Source organism: Achromobacter sp. FW305-C-13, from assembly GCF_058783475.1.
Genome location: NZ_JBYSYN010000001.1, coordinates 469,701 through 486,279, shown reverse-complemented (window position 1 = coordinate 486,279; position 16,579 = coordinate 469,701). Strand labels below are relative to the sequence as shown.

Here is a 16,579-nt window from a genome sequence, read left to right as displayed (position 1 = left end):
TGTCCGCGTGCTTCCCGGTACGCGGATACTACTTTCCTGCAAATGACGGACAGCACAACGCCGCCATCGCTGGCGGCGTCTTCTCTTGGTTATTAGACCGGTTCCATCACGCACTGCAGCGGGTGCTGACGTGCCCGCGCATACTGCCCGACCTGGGCAATGCGCGTCGCCGCGAGGTCACGGGGATACACCCCGCAAACCCCGCGCCCTTCGTGATGCACCTGAAGCATGATCCGCGTTGCCTCTTCGTGGTTCTTATTGAAGAATTTTTGCAGGACTTTCACGACGAACTCCATCGGCGTGTAGTCGTCATTGAGCAACAGGACCTGGTACATCGGAGGCGGCGCGGCGCGTGCCGGTGCCTTCTCGACGGCCAAATCATGCTGGGTATCCAAGGTAGAACTCATAGGGCGGCTATTCTATTTAAACTGGGGACGCCTAACGTGTAACTTACGCAAAATTACACGCAGAAATACGTAGTTTCCATACTTGACGACACGAAGAAAAGCGGCGCATTATCAGCGCATTCTGGGGTTTTCAACTCATCGAAAATCTGCCAGGAAGCCGGAGGGGGGACAGGGGTCTTGACCGCGATGCCCTTCTGTCAACATACGATTCAATGAGGCAGTCCGCATGTCTGATACGACCGCAACCGCCGTCCAAGGGGACAATCCCAAATCGACGGGCACCGTCAAATGGTTCAACGATGCAAAGGGGTTCGGCTTCATTACGCCCGACGACGGCGGTGAAGATCTGTTCGCCCACTTTTCGTCCATCCAGATGAATGGTTTTAAAACCCTGAAAGAAGGCCAGAAAGTGGCCTTCGAAATTATCCAGGGGCCCAAAGGCAAACAGGCACTTAATATCACGGCTGCCTGAGTTACCCTTACAGTGCAACGGTAAGGTTGCGCCATTAATTCAGGCGGGGCTTTCGAGCCCCGCCTTGTTATTTTCACTATTACTACGTCAGGCCATGCTGAAGAATGCTGTGTTGTTCCCTGTCAGTCGCACGTTGTTTAAGACAGCGTTCTTTAAATCAGCACCGGTGAGAGCGTTATCCGCTGCATTGGCCGCCGCCGCGCTCACATTGAGCGCCAGCGCCTATGCCCAGACCGGCCCGCAGCCGACGCTGCCGACCACTCAGCTTTCGGCGGGTATCCATATTATCCGCGCAGAAGTCGCCAATACGGATGCCACGCGCCGCGACGGGCTCATGTTCCGCAAGGAACTGCCCGGCAACGACGGCATGCTGTTCGTATTCGAACAGCCCGACGTGCAATGCTTCTGGATGCGCAACACGCTGCTGCCGCTCTCGATAGCCTTTATCGCCGACGACGGCACGATCGTCAACATCGACGACATGGCCCCGCAGACCGAAGACCCGCACTGCTCGAAAAAGCCCGTCCGCTACGCCCTGGAAATGGCCCAAGGCTGGTTTGACCAGCACGGCGTCAAGGCGGGGCGGAAAATCGACGGCCTGCCCTGAGGGGCGTGCCCCCGGGGCGGCAACACCCCTTCCGGATGCAACAAGGGAGCCCCGCGGGGCTCCCTTGTCATTCCCGCCGTGGAAAAACGGCGGGAAAAAACAACACTTCGCGCGTCAGACGCGCTCGATGATCAGCGCAATGCCCTGGCCCACGCCGATGCACATCGTGCACAACGCATAGCGGCCGCCGGTACGGTGCAGCTGGTTGATCGCGGTGGTGGCCAGACGTGCGCCGCTGGCGCCCAGCGGATGACCCAGGGCGATCGCACCGCCGTTGGGGTTCACGCGCGGATCATTGTCGGCAATGCCCAACTGGCGCAGCACGGCCAGACCCTGAGCGGCAAAGGCTTCGTTCAGTTCGATCACGTCCATCTGGTCCAGCGTCAGGCCAGTCTGGGCCAGCACCTTCAGCGTGGCGGGGGCCGGGCCGATACCCATGATGCGCGGCGCGACGCCGGCGGTGGCCATGCCGACCACGCGGGCGCGCGGGGTCAGGCCGTGGCGGGCAGCAGCCTTTTCGTCGGCCAGCAACAGCGCAGCGGCGCCGTCGTTCACGCCGGACGCGTTGCCCGCCGTGACGGTGCCGCCTTCACGGACCACGCCTTTCAGCTTGGCCAGCGATTCGAGGCTGGTTTCACGCGGGTGTTCGTCCTTGGCGACGATGATGGCATCGCCCTTTTTCTGGGCGATCGACACCGGCACGATTTCAGCGTCGAACACGCCTTCCTTTTGCGCACGGGCCGTCTTCTGCTGGCTGGCCAGCGCGAACAAGTCCTGGTCTTCGCGGCTGATCTTGAAATCGTCGGCGACGTTTTCGGCGGTCTCGGGCATCGAGTCCACGCCGTATTGCGCCTTCATCAGCTTGTTGATGAAGCGCCAGCCGATGGTCGTGTCAAAGATGGCGGCATTGCGCGAGAACGCGCTGTCGGCCTTGCCCATGACGAACGGCGCGCGGCTCATGCTTTCCACGCCGCCAGCCAGCATCAGGCCGGCTTCGCCGGCGCGGATGGCGCGGGCAGCGGTGCCGATGGCGTCCAGGCCCGAACCGCACAGGCGGTTGACAGTAGCGCCGGGCACTTCGATCGGCAGGCCGGCAAGCAGGGTCGCCATGCGGGCGACGTTGCGGTTGTCTTCGCCGGCCTGGTTCGCGCAACCCATGATCGCGTCATCCAGCTCTTCCCAGCGCACGCCGGGGTTGCGCGCCACCAGCGCCTTGATGGCGACGGCAGCCAGATCGTCAGGGCGCACGGGCGCCAGCGCACCGCCGTAGCGGCCGAAGGGGGTGCGGATCGCATCACAAATAAAGGCATTCACGGTCATGAGAAGCTCGGAGTGAAGTGGGAAAAACGGGATCGCCCGATGTTAACGCAGCGCATTTCGCGCCAAGTTGGTGCAAGGTGATCATGTCCGCCACACGGACAATGTCCAGTAGGTGTTCACCCTGATAGTGCGCCGCGCACGCACGATTTGCGTGCATGGAGGTCACGGCGAGGAGGATTTGGCCCCTGCCGGGCCGGCTGCCGTCTCAATTTTTGCCGCGCGCCCCGCGTCCAGGATCGCCTGCCGGCGGAAGCGCCCCGCCGCCAGATGATAGAAGGGTTGCGGGCAGAACTGGCGTGACACGCCCGAGGCCAGCAGCGACCCCACCAGCAGCCAGAACAGCATGGGCTGGCTACCGGTCATTTCCATGACCACCACGCTGGCCGTCAGCGGCGCCTGGGTGGCGGCGGCCAGAAAGGCGGCCATCGACACCAGCACCAGCACGCGCTGGTCCACGCCGTCGCCCGCCAACTCCCAGATGTGCTGGCCGATCCCGGCGCCAGTCGTCAGGGCCGGCGTGAAGATGCCGCCGGGGATGCCCGCCCAGTACGAGGCCACGGTAGCCGCCAGCTTGGCCAGGCCGAAGCCGGCGGGCGCCGTATCATGGCCCGACAGCAGGTCAGCCGCCACGCCGTAACCCGTGCCGTAGACCGAGCCGGCGGTGCATAGGCCGATCACGGCCAGGATCAGCCCCATGATGAAGGCCGTCCAGATCGGGTGCGCCCGTATCCAGGCGCGCCAGGCCGCTGGCGCCGAGCCCGCCGCGCCCTTGCCCAGCAAGCGAGCGAAGATTCCGCCCAGCGCGCCGTTAATCGTGCCGCAGACGATGATCCACATCACCATGCCGTGCGCCAGCGGCGCCCCGCCGAATACGCCGAAGTACGGGTTGTTGCCCTGCACCGCGACCACCAGAAAGCCGGCGGCCAGCACGCCGATCAACACCAGGCGCTGCCAGCGCAGCACGGTGCCCCGGCCCAGTTCCTCGATGGCGAAAATGACGCCGGCAAGCGGCGCATTGAAGGCAGCGGCCAGGCCGCCTGCGGCGCCGGCGGCGATCAGCTCGTTGGAATGAAAGCCGCGCAACTGCACGCCGCGCCGCTTCCAGAAGTCGCCCCAGGCCAGCATGAGCGCGGCGCCCACTTGTACCGACGGCCCTTCCCGGCCGATCGATGCGCCGGCCAGCATGCCGAAAAAAGCCAGCGGGATCTTCCAAAGGGTCTGCGCCAGCGACACCAGGCTGCTTTGGCTGGGGCCAGGCGGCAAGGACAGCGCGCCGATCACTTGTGGAATGCCGCTACCCGAGGCGTTGGGCGCGAAGCGCAGCGTCAGCCAGCGCAAGCCGGCCAGACTGAACGGCAGCACCAGCAAGGCGAGCCAGCCGCTATGGCCGACCCATTCGCGATTCCAGTCCAACGCCTTGTCGGCCAGATAGGCAAAGCCCAGCGACATCAGGGCCACCAGGCCCGCGCCGCCCAGCAACAAGAGCATTTGCAGGCTCTTACGCGACAAGCGGTTGATTTGGCGCACTTTGCGGCGCATCAGGCGACGGGTGCCGGCGGAAATCCGGCGAAACGAATCAGTCAGGCTCATGGGCTGCTGGCAGGCGGCGGAAGGTGGCTAACCTTACCATTCCCACCTGACCCGCAGCCCACAATCCGAACCTGCAACCAGCGGCGTAACCCTCGCCGCCGTTCTGGACAACGGACTTAGAACGTCGACCAGTCGTCGTCGGTCGCGTGCGCCAACGCCGGACGAGCCTGACCCGCACGCGCCGTGGATGCCGCGGGCTTCTTCGCCACGGCCGGCACGGCCTGCACCAGCCGGGCTTGCGCCTGGCGGGCGGAGCCGCTGCTGGCGTCCACCTTGAAGCGGCGCACTTCCTGCGCCAGATGGGAGGCCTGCTCCTGCATGCTGGCGGCGGCCGCCGCAGCCTCCTCCACCAGCGCCGCATTCTGCTGCGTCACGGTGTCCATCTGCGCCACGGCCTGGTTCACTTGCCCGATACCCGAGGACTGTTCTTCCGACGCGCTGGCGATTTCACGCACCAGGACGGCGACCTGGCGCACGCTGTCGACCACTTCGCGCATGGTGCGGCCGGCTTCGTCGACCTGACGCGTGCCGCCTTCGACGCGTGTGACGGATTCGTCGATCAAAGCCTTGATCTCCTTGGCCGCCACGGCCGAACGCTGCGCCAGCGTGCGCACTTCACCTGCCACCACGGCAAAGCCGCGGCCTTGCTCGCCGGCGCGGGCCGCTTCCACCGCGGCGTTGAGCGCCAGGATGTTGGTTTGGAACGCAATGCCGTCGATCACGCCTGTGATATCGGCGATGCGGCGCGAACTGTCGGAAATGGCGCTCATGGTCTGCACCACGCCTTCGACCACTTCGCCGCCGCGCACTGCCACCGTGGAGGCCTGGCTGACCAGGCGGTCCGCTTCACTGGCGTTGTTGGCGTTTTGCTGCACGGTGCTGGTCAGCTCTTCCATCGACGCGGCGGTCTCTTCCAGCGACGAGGCCTGCTCTTCCGTACGCTGCGACAGGTCGGAGTTGCCTTGCGCAATCTGCGAGGACGCCGAAGCGATGCTTTCGCACCCGTCACGCACATCCGCGACGATGCGTGCCAGGCTTTCGTTCATGGCCTTGAGCGCCCCCATCAGGTCGCCCGTCTCGTCGCGGGTGGATACCTGGATGTCGGTCGTCAAATCGCCGGCGGCGACTTGGCGCGCCGCCTTGACCGCCTGTTCCAGCGGGCGCACGATGCCGCGCGTGACGAGCCAGCCCAGCAGCATGCCGATGGCCACGCCGGCCACGGCCAGCGCGATCATGACCGCGCGCACCGTGTCGTACAGGTCCGTGCCTTCCTGCACGGATTGCGCGGCGACCTTCTCCTTGCTCACCGACAGATCGGTCATCAGGTCGTCCAGCTTCTGGGACGACACGATCACCCGCTTCTCGATTTCCGCAACGCGCGGATCCGCCTGGGTCAACGACTGCGACTGCGCGGCGGCAAAGAACGCCGCCGACTCGCGCTTCCAGACCTGTTCGGTTTCCGCGAACTGGGCCAGCAGGCGCTTGCCCTCTTCCGCATGGAAATTGGCGGCGGCCTTCTCGCGCAGCGCGTCCATGTTCTTGACGGCGTCGTCGAACTGCTTCTTCAACGCCTGGCGGTCCTGGTCGCTTGAGGCGGCCAGATAGCCGCTACGGGCGCGGCCCGCGTAGATCAGGTTGATATTGGCTTCCTTCATATCCGAGATGCCCCGCAACTCGGTGTCGTAAAGCCGGTCGTTCAATTCATTGATGCGTGACAGCCCCCACACGCCAAAGGCCCCGATCGCGCCGCCGATCACGGCGACAAGCAAAAACGCGCCCGACAGGCGCGCCCCAATGCGCAAGCCCGAAAATAACCGCAACATGCTTCCCTTCCCTGTAGATACCCCGGTTTATGGCGGGCAAGCCGCGATCATCGGCGCCGTGGTTCAGCCGCAGACTGCTGGCAACAATAGCGGCCCGGGTTTCTAGGGATAACCCTAAAGAAAAGGGTGTTTTCTTGTCATTTCCCCACAATGAATTCGACAATCGACAGGGTTTTGTAAGCTGAATTCTTTCTGAACGAAAAAAAGAAAAACCCCTCGGCAATGCGAGGGGTTTCTTCATGCGCCGCGGCGCAAGCGCCGCGGGATCTGGCAACCTTGCCTATCAGGCAAAGTTCTTGGCGGCGAACTCCCAGTTCACCAGCGCCCAGAAGTTTTCCAGGTACTTGGGACGCGCGTTGCGGTAGTCGATGTAGTACGCGTGTTCCCAGACATCACAGGTGAGCAGCGGCTTGTCGGCCGTGGTCAGCGGGGTGGCGGCGTTGCTGGTGTTGACGATGTCGACCGAACCGTCAGCCTTCTTGACCAGCCAGGTCCAGCCCGAACCGAAGTTGCCGGCTGCCGACTTGTTGAATGCTTCCTTGAAAGCGTCGAAGCTGCCCCACTTGGCGTTGATGGCGTCAGCCAGCTTGCCCGAGGGTGCGCCGCCGGCCTTGGGGGCCAGGCTGTTCCAGTAGAACGTGTGGTTCCAGATCTGAGCGGCGTTGTTGAAAATGCCACCCGAGGATTTCTTCACGATGTCTTCCAGCGACAGCGTTTCGAATTCCGTACCCGGGATCAGGTTGTTCAGGTTCGTGACGTACGTCTGGTGATGCTTACCGTAGTGGAACTCCAGCGTTTCCTTGGAGATGTGCGGAGCCAGCGCGTCCAGTTCGTAAGGCAGGGGGGGAAGAGTATGTGCCATGTGTTGGTTCCTTCTGTTGAGTGCACGATCAAGCCGGTCAATTGTATCGGCAACTAATGAGGATACCTTGTTAAACCCGTGCTTGCGCGGGGTTAACGGACACATGTGCTTATGACTTTTCCGCGACCGTTTTTGTAAACGCTACTCTTTCTCGTATCGCAGTTCGCGGCCGTCTCCAGACTCGACCAGCGCGCCGTCTTTCTGCAGCGTCAGCGTCTTGCGCAAGGGCGTGCCGGCAGCGGCCTCAGGCGCCTCGACATCGATGCGGATTGCTCGCGTGTCGGCGTCGATCTTGCTGAGGTCGACTTCATGCCAGCGCGCCCCGGAAGGCAGCGGCACGAACACGGCCAAGGCCTTCAAGGCACCCGGCGCGATCGGCGCGCTGACGCCATCCGCGCCTTCCGATTGCTTGGGCTCCCCGCCAAAGTCAGCGTCCGCGGACGACATCGCCACATCCAGCTTCACGGGGCGATCGCGATGGTACACGCGCACCGTCAACTGTCCGGCCTCGGCGGGCCGCGCATCGGCGCGCACGTCGGCGATGGCCGAGTACGGCTGGATCGGCGGCGTGTCCAGGAACACGTGCTTGCCATCGCTGCGCCATGCGCCACGCGCCATGACATCGACCGCGCCGTAGCTCAACAGGTAATCAAAGCTGCCGTCCGCCGACAGCAAGAGTTCACTGCCGACTTCGCGCAAGCCGCGCAGGTAGTAATGGCCCGGCAGTCCTGACGCATTCGCGGATTTGCTGCCCGCCTTGGCGGTGGACCGCTTAGGCGACGCCGGCGATGCGCACGTCGTGGCCAGCGCCACATCCGCCGCTTGCAGGACACGCTTGAATTCCGGCGAGGACTGGCACATCAGCGTGTTCTGGAAAGATTGGCCCGCAGGTGCCGAAGCCGCATCGAAACGCGCGCGATAACGCGCCAGCAAGGACAGCATGGCGGGCTGACCGGTTTCCAGCGCGACCCAAGCCGGGCTGCGGCCGGAAGCATCGGGCGCATTGGGGCTGGCGCCGGCGGCCATCAGCGCGTCGGCCAGATCCGTGCGGCCACGCTCGATCGCCAGGTTCAGCGGCGTGTCGCCCCTGCCCAACGGTGCATCCAGATCCGCGCCCGAAGCCCGCAGTTGCGTCAAGACCTGCACCGCCGTATCCCGTCGCGCCACCACCCAATGCCGGCTTTGCAGCAACAACGACAGCACCCGTTCCGGCAAGGGCCCGGCCTCGCGCGCGCATCGATCTTCCTGGCCAGTAAAGCCTGCGGCCTGCAGTTGCGCGAAGTATCCCGGCTTGTCGATCAGATTGAATTCACCGCCCTCCGGCAAGCACGCACGCGCCAGCGCCTGGCCATTGGCCTGGCTGACCCGCTGCACCAGCGCCATATCGCCCGAGGCCACAGCCGCATTCAGCAACGCATACGGCGCGGGCGCTTCGGGCAGCCGCGGATCGTCCAGCTTCGCTCCGGCGCGCAGCAGGCGATCCAGCATCGCCGTGTCTTGCCGGCCAATCAACCAGTACAACGCGCTTTCGCCATCGGGCAACGCGGCAACCGGGTCCGCCCCTTTGGCCAGCAGCGCATCGACGACGGCAGCTTGGCCCGTCGTCACCGCAATCAACAGCGGCGGCGTGGCGGCGCGATCGTCCACACGATCGCCGTCGCGCGCGGCCGCCTCGACAGGACCCGGCGCCGGCGGGTTCACGGGCACGCCGGCATCGATCAGCATCAACGCCAGAGCGGCGTCGCGATTTTCCAGCGCCTGCCGGATCGCGCCTGCGCCCAACGTCTTCACGTCAAAACCCGCATCGATGAACAACCGCAGCATCGCGGCGCCTTGCGGGCCGGGCTCACGCAACAGCCGCGCCATCGGCGAACGCTGCGGATCGCGCAGCGCCGCGCGCAAGGTGTCGGCTGGCATGGCGGCGAGCAACTCACGCAGGATCGCCGCATCGCCCGTCTGCACCGCAGCCTCGAGCGCGGACTGCCGGTCATAGCCTTCGCGCACTAAACCCGGATTGGCGCCGGCCGCCAGCAGGCGAGTGACGGCCGGTGCTTGGCGCGCCCGCACCGCGTCGGCCAAAGGCGTGTCGCCGTAGGATTCGGCTGCATCGCCTTCCACTGGTGCCCCCAGCGCCAGCAGGCGCTGCAACGTATCGATATCGCCCTTGGCGGCGGCAAGATTCATGATGGGCCGCGCGGATGCTTCGACTTTCGCGAAGATCAAGTTCCCGCCGCCCGTCTGCGGACCGCGCTGCGCAAACGGCATGCCGGCCCGCAACAACTGCGCGGCGATGGCGGGATGCCCACTCTCGACCGCAGCCTGCGCGGCGTCCAGCCACACGTCACGTTCGCCGCTTTCCCCATAGCCGGTAGCCGGCACCGTACGAGGCCCCAGTTCCATCAACACCGGCACGGCGTCCGCATTGCCCAGGTAGGCGGCCAGCGCCAATACCGTCAGGCCGTCTTCCACCGCCGGTTTGCTGCCCGTCGCGGCCAGCGCGCGCAAGGGCTCGGCGCCTTCGGTCATTTCGACCATCGGTTCCCATGCCATGAAATCCGCGGCAGGCCGCAGCCGGCCTTGTTCGTCAGTAAACAAGCGTCGCACGGATTCATCCGCCGGTTCGTCGAAATCCGTGAACGGCCGGCTTGCTCCGGCCTTGAACAACGCCAGCACCATACGCGTCATGTCCTGGCGGTCGACCAGGCGCGGCAGATAGGTCATGCGCACCGCGAATTCGAAATCGCGGTTCAGCAGGAACTCCAGGGGGTTGCGGTTTTCATCGCCGCGCTGATCCGGTTTGGCGCCCGCCGCCAACAGCATATCCATGATGACGGGCGTGCCGTACAAGATCGCCAGATGCAAGGGCGGCCGGCGCGATTGGTAGGTGACGTCGTCCAGTGCGGGCGCAGTGGCCAGCAGCGCAGCCAACATGCGGGTGCGGGCCGGCAGCACCGCCCGATAGGCCTCGCGGATGCGGGCCGCGTCCTCTGGCGCGATGCTCCAGTAGACGTCTTTGGCCCGCAGCGCACGCGGCGGCGTCAGCAGCGCATGCAGCAAGGGCACGCCATCGACCGCGTAGTCGCCAGGGTGGTCGACCTGCCGCAACGCGGCCGCAAAAGCGGCTTCGTCGCTGCGGCTGACGGCGTCGAACAGGGCTTTGGTCTGCGGCGTATCGGCCGGCTTGTATTCGCGGTAGGGCGAATCGCAATCGCAGGCGCGTGGTTGCGCTTGCGGCGCGGCCGGGCCCGCTTGCGCCATGGCCGCCTGTCCCAGCGATATCGCCGCTGCGGCCAGCGCACCGGCCACCCAACCCAAGCCACTGTTATGCAACATCGCCCTGCCCTTGTTCGCGTCGCGAGCGCTGCGCTCGACAGGCCGAATCGTATCAGTCGGCGTCGCGTGTCTTGCGGGTCTGCTGCACCTGGACCTCGGCGCCACCCTGCGCGAAGCTCAGATCCAGCGCCTGCCCGGCAGACAAGGTGCCCGCATCGCGCACGATGCGGCCTTCGCCGTCGCGGGCAATCGCGTATCCCCGCGCCAGGGTGTTGCCGGGATCCAGTGCGCGCAGTTGCGCGGTGGCCGCCGCCACCCGATTGCGGTTCTGGACCAGCAGGCGGGCATGCGCCTGGCCCAGTTGGCGCACGGCGCCCGCCAGGCGGTCGGCGGCGCGGCCCGTGTCCGGTACCCGGTGCGTCAGCCGCTGGGCCAGCAGATTGACGCGCGCGGTGCGCCGGCCTTGCGGACCGGACCAGGCCGAAGCCAGGCGGAAGCGCAGGCTGTTCAGGCGTTCCCGCTGATGCTCCAGGCGTTGCGCCGGGGACACCAACTGCGCCGCCGCGCGATCCAGGCGCTGGGCGGCGCGCTCCAGGCGGCGTTGCTGGCCCCGCGCCATGGCCTGGGCGGTCTGCATGACGCGGCCCAGCAACTCGGAACGCGGCACGCAAGCCAGCTCGGCGGCGGCGGTCGGCGTCGGCGCGCGCACGTCGGCCACGAAATCCACGATGGTGAAGTCGGTTTCGTGCCCGACGCCGCTGATCACGGGGATCTCGCTGGCGGCCACCTGGCGCGCCAGGTCTTCGTCGTTGAAGCTCCAGAGATCTTCGATGCTGCCCCCGCCGCGAACCAGCAGGAGGGTATCGACTTCGGCGCGCTCGTTGGCCATGCGGACCTGGGCCGCCAGGCGGCCGGCGGCGTCCGCGCCCTGAACCGGGGCCGGATAGATAATGACCGGCACCTGCGGCGCGCGCCGGGCCAACGCCGACAACACATCGCGCAGCGCGGCCGCGTGCAGCGACGTGACAACGCCGATGGCGCGCGGCAGGCGGACAGGCTCCCGCTTGCGGGCCGGATCGAACAGGCCCTCAGAGGCCAATTGCTCTTTCAGGCGCAGAAATGCTTCATACAGGTTGCCCAGCCCGGCCCGGCGCATGGCGTCGGCCTGCAGCTGATAGTCGCCGCGGGCCTCGTACAGGGAAACCCTGGCCCGGATTTCGATCTGATCGCCAGCCCGGGGCACGAAACCGACCGCGCTGGCGCGGCTGCGGAACATGACAGCCCGCACAGAGGCCCGGCTGTCCTTGAGCGTGAAGTACCAATGCCCGGAAGCCGCCGCCGTGAAGTTGGAAATCTCTCCGCGCACCCATATTGCCGGGATGCTGCGCTCCAACAACTGCCCCACTGCTTGGTTCAGCTGGGCAACCGTCAGGATATCCCGCGCGAATGCGTTGTTTGTGACTGCAAATTCAATTGTCATGGGGCTTTCCGATGCGTACCTGTCCACAGGGCATACGTAGCGGGCCGCAATGATACCGCGTCCACAGTTTTTTGCAGCAACGGGCCTGATAGCCAGCAATTTCCGTGCAATTCATTGATTTATATGGGATTTTTACATAAACACTGCTGCGCCCTTTTGAAGCAAACAAGCGCAAGCCCTGTGCCCACAAGCGTTCCGGCAGAGTTTTACACAGAATTATCCACAACTTCTGTGGATAATTCCGGGGTCAACCCGCCTTGCCACAACCCCGCCGCACCGTTACAGTTTCGGCTTGATCAGATGCCGATGCACGCCACCTTGCGCGCCACGGTTTCCCGGGAGTTGAACGCTTTGCTTTCCATTTTGCGCGAGGCCGGCTGGCCTATCTGGCCCCTGCTGGCGACATCCGTGCTGGGTCTGGCGCTGATCTTCGAGCGCTTCCTTTCCCTGCGCCGCAGCCTGATCCTGCCCCGCGGCCTGAACGAGCAGGTGGCCGACATGCTGCGCAACCACCAGGACACCCCCGAATCGATCAACCGGCTGGAACGTAACTCGCCGCTGGGCCGCGTGCTGGCCGAAGTGATGCGTCACCGCCATCTGCCCCGCGAAGAACTGCGCAACGTGGTTGAAGACACGGGCCGCGCCGTCGCGCATGACCTCAGTCGCTACATCCCCGCCATCGGCACCATCGCCGTCGTCGCGCCGCTGATGGGCCTGTTCGGCACCGTGGTCGGCATGATCGAAATTTTCGGTTCGTACACGCCCGGCGGCGGCGACCCCGCCCAACTGGCGCGCGGCATCTCGATGGCGCTGTACAACACCGGCTTCGGCATCCTGATTGCCATTCCCGCCATGATCGCGCACCGCTACCTGCGCAGCCGCGTCGACGGCTACCTCAGCGCCATGGAGCAATCCGCGTCGCGCCTGGTCCGCGCCGTGTCGTCCTTTCCGGCTTCGCGCGAGGGACGTTCATGAATTTCCGCGGCTCCCGGGGCGGCCGCGATGAACTGGACATCAACCTGATTCCGCTCATCGACGTCCTGCTGGTCATCCTGATCTTCCTGGCGGCCACCACCTCGTTCGCGCGTTTCACGCAGTTGAAGGTAACGCTGCCCCAGGCGTCGTCGGAACAGGACACGCCCCCCGCGCTGGAAGTCGCCGTCAGCCAGGACGGCCGCTACGCTCTGAACGGCACGCTGATCGACGTTTCCACCCCGCCCGAAATCGCCGACGCCCTGCGCCAGGCCGCGGCCGGCAAGCCCGAGCCGCTGGTCGTCATCAACGCCGACGCCCAAGCCACCCACCAATCCGTGATCAACATCATGGAAGCCGCCCGGCTGGCCGGCATCGGCCGCGTCAACTTCGCCGCCCAGACTTCCCGGTGACCACCCCGCGTTCTTCTGCCTCGCTGCTGGCGCGCCAGTGGCAGCACGGCGGCTGGCTTTCGAGCCTGTTGCTGCCCCTGTCCGCGCTGACCGCATGGGCGGTGGCGCGCAAGCGCAGGCAATACCTGGACGGCACCCGCCCGGCCTACCGCGCCCCCGTGCCGGTGGTGGTGGTCGGTAACGTCTATGTGGGCGGCACAGGCAAGACGCCGATGGTGATTGCCACGGTCGAGGGCCTGCGCGCCCGCGGCTACACGCCCGGCGTGGTCAGCCGCGGCTATGGCGTCAAGATCGATGGACACGCCCGTGTCGGGACCGGCGCCCTGGAAGCCGCCCGCTTCGGCGACGAACCCGCCCTGATCGCCCGCGCCACCGGCGCCCCCGTCTCGGTGCATCCCAAACGCGCCCTGGCGGCCCAGGCCCTGCTACAAGCGCATCCCGAGGTGGATGTGATCGTCTCGGACGACGGCCTGCAGCACCTGGCGCTGGCCCGCGACATCGAAATCGTCGTGCAGGACGAGCGCGGCGTCGGCAACGGCCGCCTGCTGCCCGCCGGCCCCTTGCGTGAACCCGCCAGCCGCTTGCAGGATGTGGATGTGGTGGTCACCAATATCGGCACCGCCGACGGCCGACCGCCGGTAACGGGCAGTGCCCGTCCACGCCAGGTTCGGATGTGGTTGGAGCCGGGCGAAACCCGCCAGATCGAAGGTGGCGGCACCCGGCCGTTGTCCGCCTATGCGGGGCAGCCGCGCATCGCGGCCGCGGCCGGTATCGGCAACCCCGAACGGTTTTTCGCGACGCTGCGCGCCGCCGGTATCGCGCTGGATGCGACGCTGCCTCTGCCCGATCACCACGACTATGCGGAATCGCCCTTCCAGGCGATCACGGCGGAGACCATCCTCGTCACGTCCAAGGACGCGATCAAGTGCGCCGCCTTGCACGACGCACGGTTGTGGGAAGTGCCGGTGCAGGCCGCCTTCTCGGACCCGCAACTGTTCGATTGGCTGGCGCGGGCCCTGCGCCAGCCTGCCCCCGCCCGCGCCTAGAAAAACGCGGGCTTGGCAGCGCTGCGCTGCTGCGCATACTCCTGCAAGGCTCGCTCCCGCGCAGAGGAGGCCCGCATGCGGATCAGCGCGAGGGGCGCGTGCACCAGCACCAGCAAAGCCGCCAACGCCAGCCACGCCATGCGGGCCACGGCCGGCCATGGATCATCCAGGCTGCGCGAGGCATCCACGGTGATATCCGGCGCGCCCGACGCATCGGCGCCCGACGCATCGGCGCCCGCTCCCACCACCATGCCGGCAAGCTTGAACGGCATTGCGCCTTCGGGTGACATCACCGTCTTCTGCTGGCTCCAGGCCGCCAGCAGGTCCTCGTTGTGCAGGTCCTTCAGGTCGGGCAACGTGGCGTAAGGGCCGGGCAGCACGTTCAGAATCACGCCGCCCTTCTGGGTCGCTATCGCGCTGCGGGTCGCGCGGTCCAGCGCCGCCTTGATCGCCGGCTCCATGCTGGACCGGGCAAGCTCACGCAGACGGCGCACGTCGCGCGACATCAGCACGCCGTCATCCCTGCGCCCATTGGCGTTGAACGCCCCGGCCTCCACCAGCTGGAACAGCTCCAGCCAATTCCCGGGCTCTTCCCTGGCCAGCAGCAGGCCATCGACAAACGCTTTCTTCAAGTGGTCGCACGCGGCAATCGCAGCGCCGGTTGCGGACTCGCACGCCGCCTCGATGGTCAGCACGGTCTTACTCAGTCCGACGACGGTCTCGGCCGTCAGGGAGCGGGCACCGTAGAGCGCCATCGGGTTGTCGCCCATCTGGCGCATGGCCTGGCTCCGGATCATCATGTCCATCATCGGGTTGGGCCGGGTCTTCAGGAAGTCGCCCGAATACAGCTGCAGGATGGGCGCATCCACCTCCAGCGGAGCCGCCTGCGGCGTCGCCCCGTCCCACCGCAAGCGATGGCAATCGAAAGCCGCACGGTCGAACTCGTCGATGCGGCGCAACTCGCAGCGCCCGTGGCCCTGCAGCGACACCATCGTGCCGAAGCCCGGCGGGTCCTGGGTCAGGGCAGCCGCCGATTCATAGCTGCGAGCTGGCGTGCCGCGCAGCCAGGCGCTCGTCAACGCCGCATCGCCCTTCAGGTTGTCTGCCGTTGCCCACACCGCGATTCCGGCCAGTACCCCGACAAGCGCAAGCGTGGCATGGCGGCCCCAGTAGACACGCGGAAACCGGCGCTGCTCCTCATCCACCGAATAGTTGCTGCCCAAGCGCAGGACGGCGTAGTCGTCCACGCGCACGTCCACGTCAACCCGACCGTCGTCAGGCAAGGTCAGCGTGCTGCGCCAATGGTCAGGCAACTGGATCGGCAGCTTGTCGCCCAGGAACAGCTGGGTGGACACGGCCTGCGTGTTCTCCGGATTGGTCAGCACGACGGCATTGAGCTCGCCGCGCGCCCGGTTCACCTTCTGCGGCGCATCCGGCGCCCGGCGTCGCCAGGTCAGCCACAGCGCCAGCACCGCCAGCGCCGCCGCTGCGCCCGCAAAGGCGACACCGCCACAGGCCACGGTCGCGGCCAGGCCGGCGAAGACCAGCAGCCACACCATGGCAATCCAGATCCCGATCCCGGGGCGTTGGCGCTCGGCGATTTCTGCGGGTGTCTCATCGCGCTGGTTCAGGATCTCCACGCGCAGGGCGTCTGCAAGCTCGCGCTCGTCTTCCCCGCTTTCCGCCGACACGTCCACCGGCACCACGTCTTGCAGCGCCCCCACCTTGCCGCCCGACCACTGCTGGCCTTGCTTCTGCCGGCGCAGATCGCGGTCGCGGCCGCCGGCGATGTCGAATTGGCCGTTCAGGGCCACGACAATGGCGAATTTTTCCGTCATCGCCACTTCGGCCTGATTGTCCTCAAGCAGGTAGTCGCGGGCGTCATACGGCAACACCACGTCGACCCCGCCCAAGGTGTCATGCATGGTGGACCCGCCCTGGCCGGTCTGCAGCCCATGGCGCACGAAAGGCCCGGTTAGCGCGACGATGCCCTCATTGACAAGGCTGGCGGCCTTCTTGGGATTGGCGGGAGACACCAGGAAGGGTTGCACCAGGGCGCGTTCTTCGCTGGTCATGGGGCGCAGCGCCTCGCCCTGCTGCTTTAACTCGCGCAACGCCCCCTTGTTGTCGCTGCGCCGCACCATATAAGTGATCCAGCTGATGATTGACCAGGCCAGAATGATCAGCATCAATCCAATCTTGAGGGTGTTCGCATCCATTGCGCTGCTTTCCTTTACCGAGAAACGCGGCGGATGATAGCGACGAACCGTCCCCGAATTTGCAGCATTCAATGCAAAACATGACATGAATTAAC

The 16,579-nt window shown here is 65.9% G+C and carries 13 protein-coding genes; 5 read left to right on the top strand and 8 right to left on the bottom strand.

What is annotated here, in order from left to right; all coding sequences use genetic code 11:
- Positions 1 to 92: 92 nt before the first annotated feature.
- Complete coding sequence (gene clpS, locus AC3WMU_RS02310) at positions 93 to 407, bottom strand: ATP-dependent Clp protease adapter ClpS (protein ID WP_006220276.1); 315 nt, start codon at positions 405 to 407, stop codon at positions 93 to 95.
- 226 nt (positions 408 to 633) lie between these two features.
- Between clpS and AC3WMU_RS02305 the strand changes: the two genes are divergently transcribed.
- Both AC3WMU_RS02305 and AC3WMU_RS02300 read left to right on the top strand, forming a co-directional pair.
- Positions 634 to 879: a cold-shock protein gene (locus AC3WMU_RS02305; RefSeq protein ID WP_006220277.1), complete on the top strand. Its 246-nt coding sequence runs from the start codon at positions 634 to 636 to the stop codon at positions 877 to 879.
- A 94-nt stretch (positions 880 to 973) separates the two neighbouring features.
- On the top strand, positions 974 to 1,486 hold the full coding sequence (locus AC3WMU_RS02300) for a DUF192 domain-containing protein (RefSeq protein WP_492281743.1): 513 nt from the start codon (positions 974 to 976) through the stop codon (positions 1,484 to 1,486).
- A gap of 114 nt (positions 1,487 to 1,600) precedes the next feature.
- On the opposite strand, the gene pcaF is transcribed toward AC3WMU_RS02300, so the two are convergent.
- From pcaF to xseA, 6 genes are all read right to left on the bottom strand, one after another.
- On the bottom strand, positions 1,601 to 2,806 hold the full coding sequence (gene pcaF, locus AC3WMU_RS02295; protein ID WP_088590008.1) for a 3-oxoadipyl-CoA thiolase: 1,206 nt from the start codon (positions 2,804 to 2,806) through the stop codon (positions 1,601 to 1,603).
- A 162-nt stretch (positions 2,807 to 2,968) separates the two neighbouring features.
- The gene (locus tag AC3WMU_RS02290) at positions 2,969 to 4,396 is read right to left on the bottom strand and encodes a chloride channel protein (RefSeq protein WP_492281742.1); all 1,428 of its coding nucleotides are present in this window, start codon (positions 4,394 to 4,396) and stop codon (positions 2,969 to 2,971) included.
- Between the two features lie 116 nt (positions 4,397 to 4,512).
- Positions 4,513 to 6,219 (bottom strand): methyl-accepting chemotaxis protein, encoded by a 1,707-nt coding sequence (locus tag AC3WMU_RS02285; protein ID WP_492281741.1) that lies wholly within the window; start codon positions 6,217 to 6,219, stop codon positions 4,513 to 4,515.
- A 283-nt stretch (positions 6,220 to 6,502) separates the two neighbouring features.
- Positions 6,503 to 7,081, bottom strand: a complete 579-nt coding sequence (gene sodB / locus AC3WMU_RS02280; RefSeq protein ID WP_006227881.1) for a superoxide dismutase [Fe] — start codon at positions 7,079 to 7,081, stop codon at positions 6,503 to 6,505.
- 141 nt (positions 7,082 to 7,222) lie between these two features.
- The gene (locus AC3WMU_RS02275; RefSeq protein ID WP_492281740.1) at positions 7,223 to 10,414 is read right to left on the bottom strand and encodes an ankyrin repeat domain-containing protein; all 3,192 of its coding nucleotides are present in this window, start codon (positions 10,412 to 10,414) and stop codon (positions 7,223 to 7,225) included.
- A 52-nt stretch (positions 10,415 to 10,466) separates the two neighbouring features.
- Positions 10,467 to 11,834 carry an exodeoxyribonuclease VII large subunit gene (xseA, locus tag AC3WMU_RS02270; protein ID WP_492281739.1) on the bottom strand — a complete coding sequence of 456 codons (1,368 nt, stop codon included), beginning with the start codon at positions 11,832 to 11,834 and terminating at the stop codon, positions 10,467 to 10,469.
- 351 nt (positions 11,835 to 12,185) lie between these two features.
- Between xseA and AC3WMU_RS02265 the strand changes: the two genes are divergently transcribed.
- The 3 genes from AC3WMU_RS02265 to lpxK are packed head-to-tail and all read left to right on the top strand — an operon-like array spanning position 12,186 to position 14,265.
- On the top strand, positions 12,186 to 12,809 hold the full coding sequence (locus AC3WMU_RS02265) for a MotA/TolQ/ExbB proton channel family protein (protein WP_088590123.1): 624 nt from the start codon (positions 12,186 to 12,188) through the stop codon (positions 12,807 to 12,809).
- Complete coding sequence (locus AC3WMU_RS02260; protein WP_492281738.1) at positions 12,806 to 13,219, top strand: ExbD/TolR family protein; 414 nt, start codon at positions 12,806 to 12,808, stop codon at positions 13,217 to 13,219. Before AC3WMU_RS02265 ends, AC3WMU_RS02260 begins: the two co-directional genes overlap by 4 nt.
- A complete protein-coding gene (gene lpxK, locus AC3WMU_RS02255; protein WP_492281737.1) occupies positions 13,216 to 14,265 on the top strand; it encodes a tetraacyldisaccharide 4'-kinase in 1,050 nt (349 codons plus the stop codon). Before AC3WMU_RS02260 ends, lpxK begins: the two co-directional genes overlap by 4 nt.
- Here lpxK and AC3WMU_RS02250 read toward each other — a convergent pair.
- Positions 14,262 to 16,484 (bottom strand): IgaA/UmoB family intracellular growth attenuator, encoded by a 2,223-nt coding sequence (locus tag AC3WMU_RS02250; protein ID WP_492281736.1) that lies wholly within the window; start codon positions 16,482 to 16,484, stop codon positions 14,262 to 14,264. The two genes, lpxK and AC3WMU_RS02250, sit on opposite strands and share 4 nt — an antisense overlap.
- Positions 16,485 to 16,579: the final 95 nt, after the last annotated feature.

Coding starts and splice junctions, on each gene's coding strand:
- clpS (WP_006220276.1), bottom strand. CDS start 407: ATGAGTTCTACCTTGGATACCCAGCATGATTTGGCCGTCGAGAAGGCA.
- AC3WMU_RS02305 (WP_006220277.1), top strand. CDS start 634: ATGTCTGATACGACCGCAACCGCCGTCCAAGGGGACAATCCCAAATCG.
- AC3WMU_RS02300 (WP_492281743.1), top strand. CDS start 974: ATGCTGAAGAATGCTGTGTTGTTCCCTGTCAGTCGCACGTTGTTTAAG.
- pcaF (WP_088590008.1), bottom strand. CDS start 2,806: ATGACCGTGAATGCCTTTATTTGTGATGCGATCCGCACCCCCTTCGGC.
- AC3WMU_RS02290 (WP_492281742.1), bottom strand. CDS start 4,396: ATGAGCCTGACTGATTCGTTTCGCCGGATTTCCGCCGGCACCCGTCGC.
- AC3WMU_RS02285 (WP_492281741.1), bottom strand. CDS start 6,219: ATGTTGCGGTTATTTTCGGGCTTGCGCATTGGGGCGCGCCTGTCGGGC.
- sodB (WP_006227881.1), bottom strand. CDS start 7,081: ATGGCACATACTCTTCCCCCCCTGCCTTACGAACTGGACGCGCTGGCT.
- AC3WMU_RS02275 (WP_492281740.1), bottom strand. CDS start 10,414: ATGTTGCATAACAGTGGCTTGGGTTGGGTGGCCGGTGCGCTGGCCGCA.
- xseA (WP_492281739.1), bottom strand. CDS start 11,834: ATGACAATTGAATTTGCAGTCACAAACAACGCATTCGCGCGGGATATC.
- AC3WMU_RS02260 (WP_492281738.1), top strand. CDS start 12,806: ATGAATTTCCGCGGCTCCCGGGGCGGCCGCGATGAACTGGACATCAAC.
- AC3WMU_RS02250 (WP_492281736.1), bottom strand. CDS start 16,484: ATGGATGCGAACACCCTCAAGATTGGATTGATGCTGATCATTCTGGCC.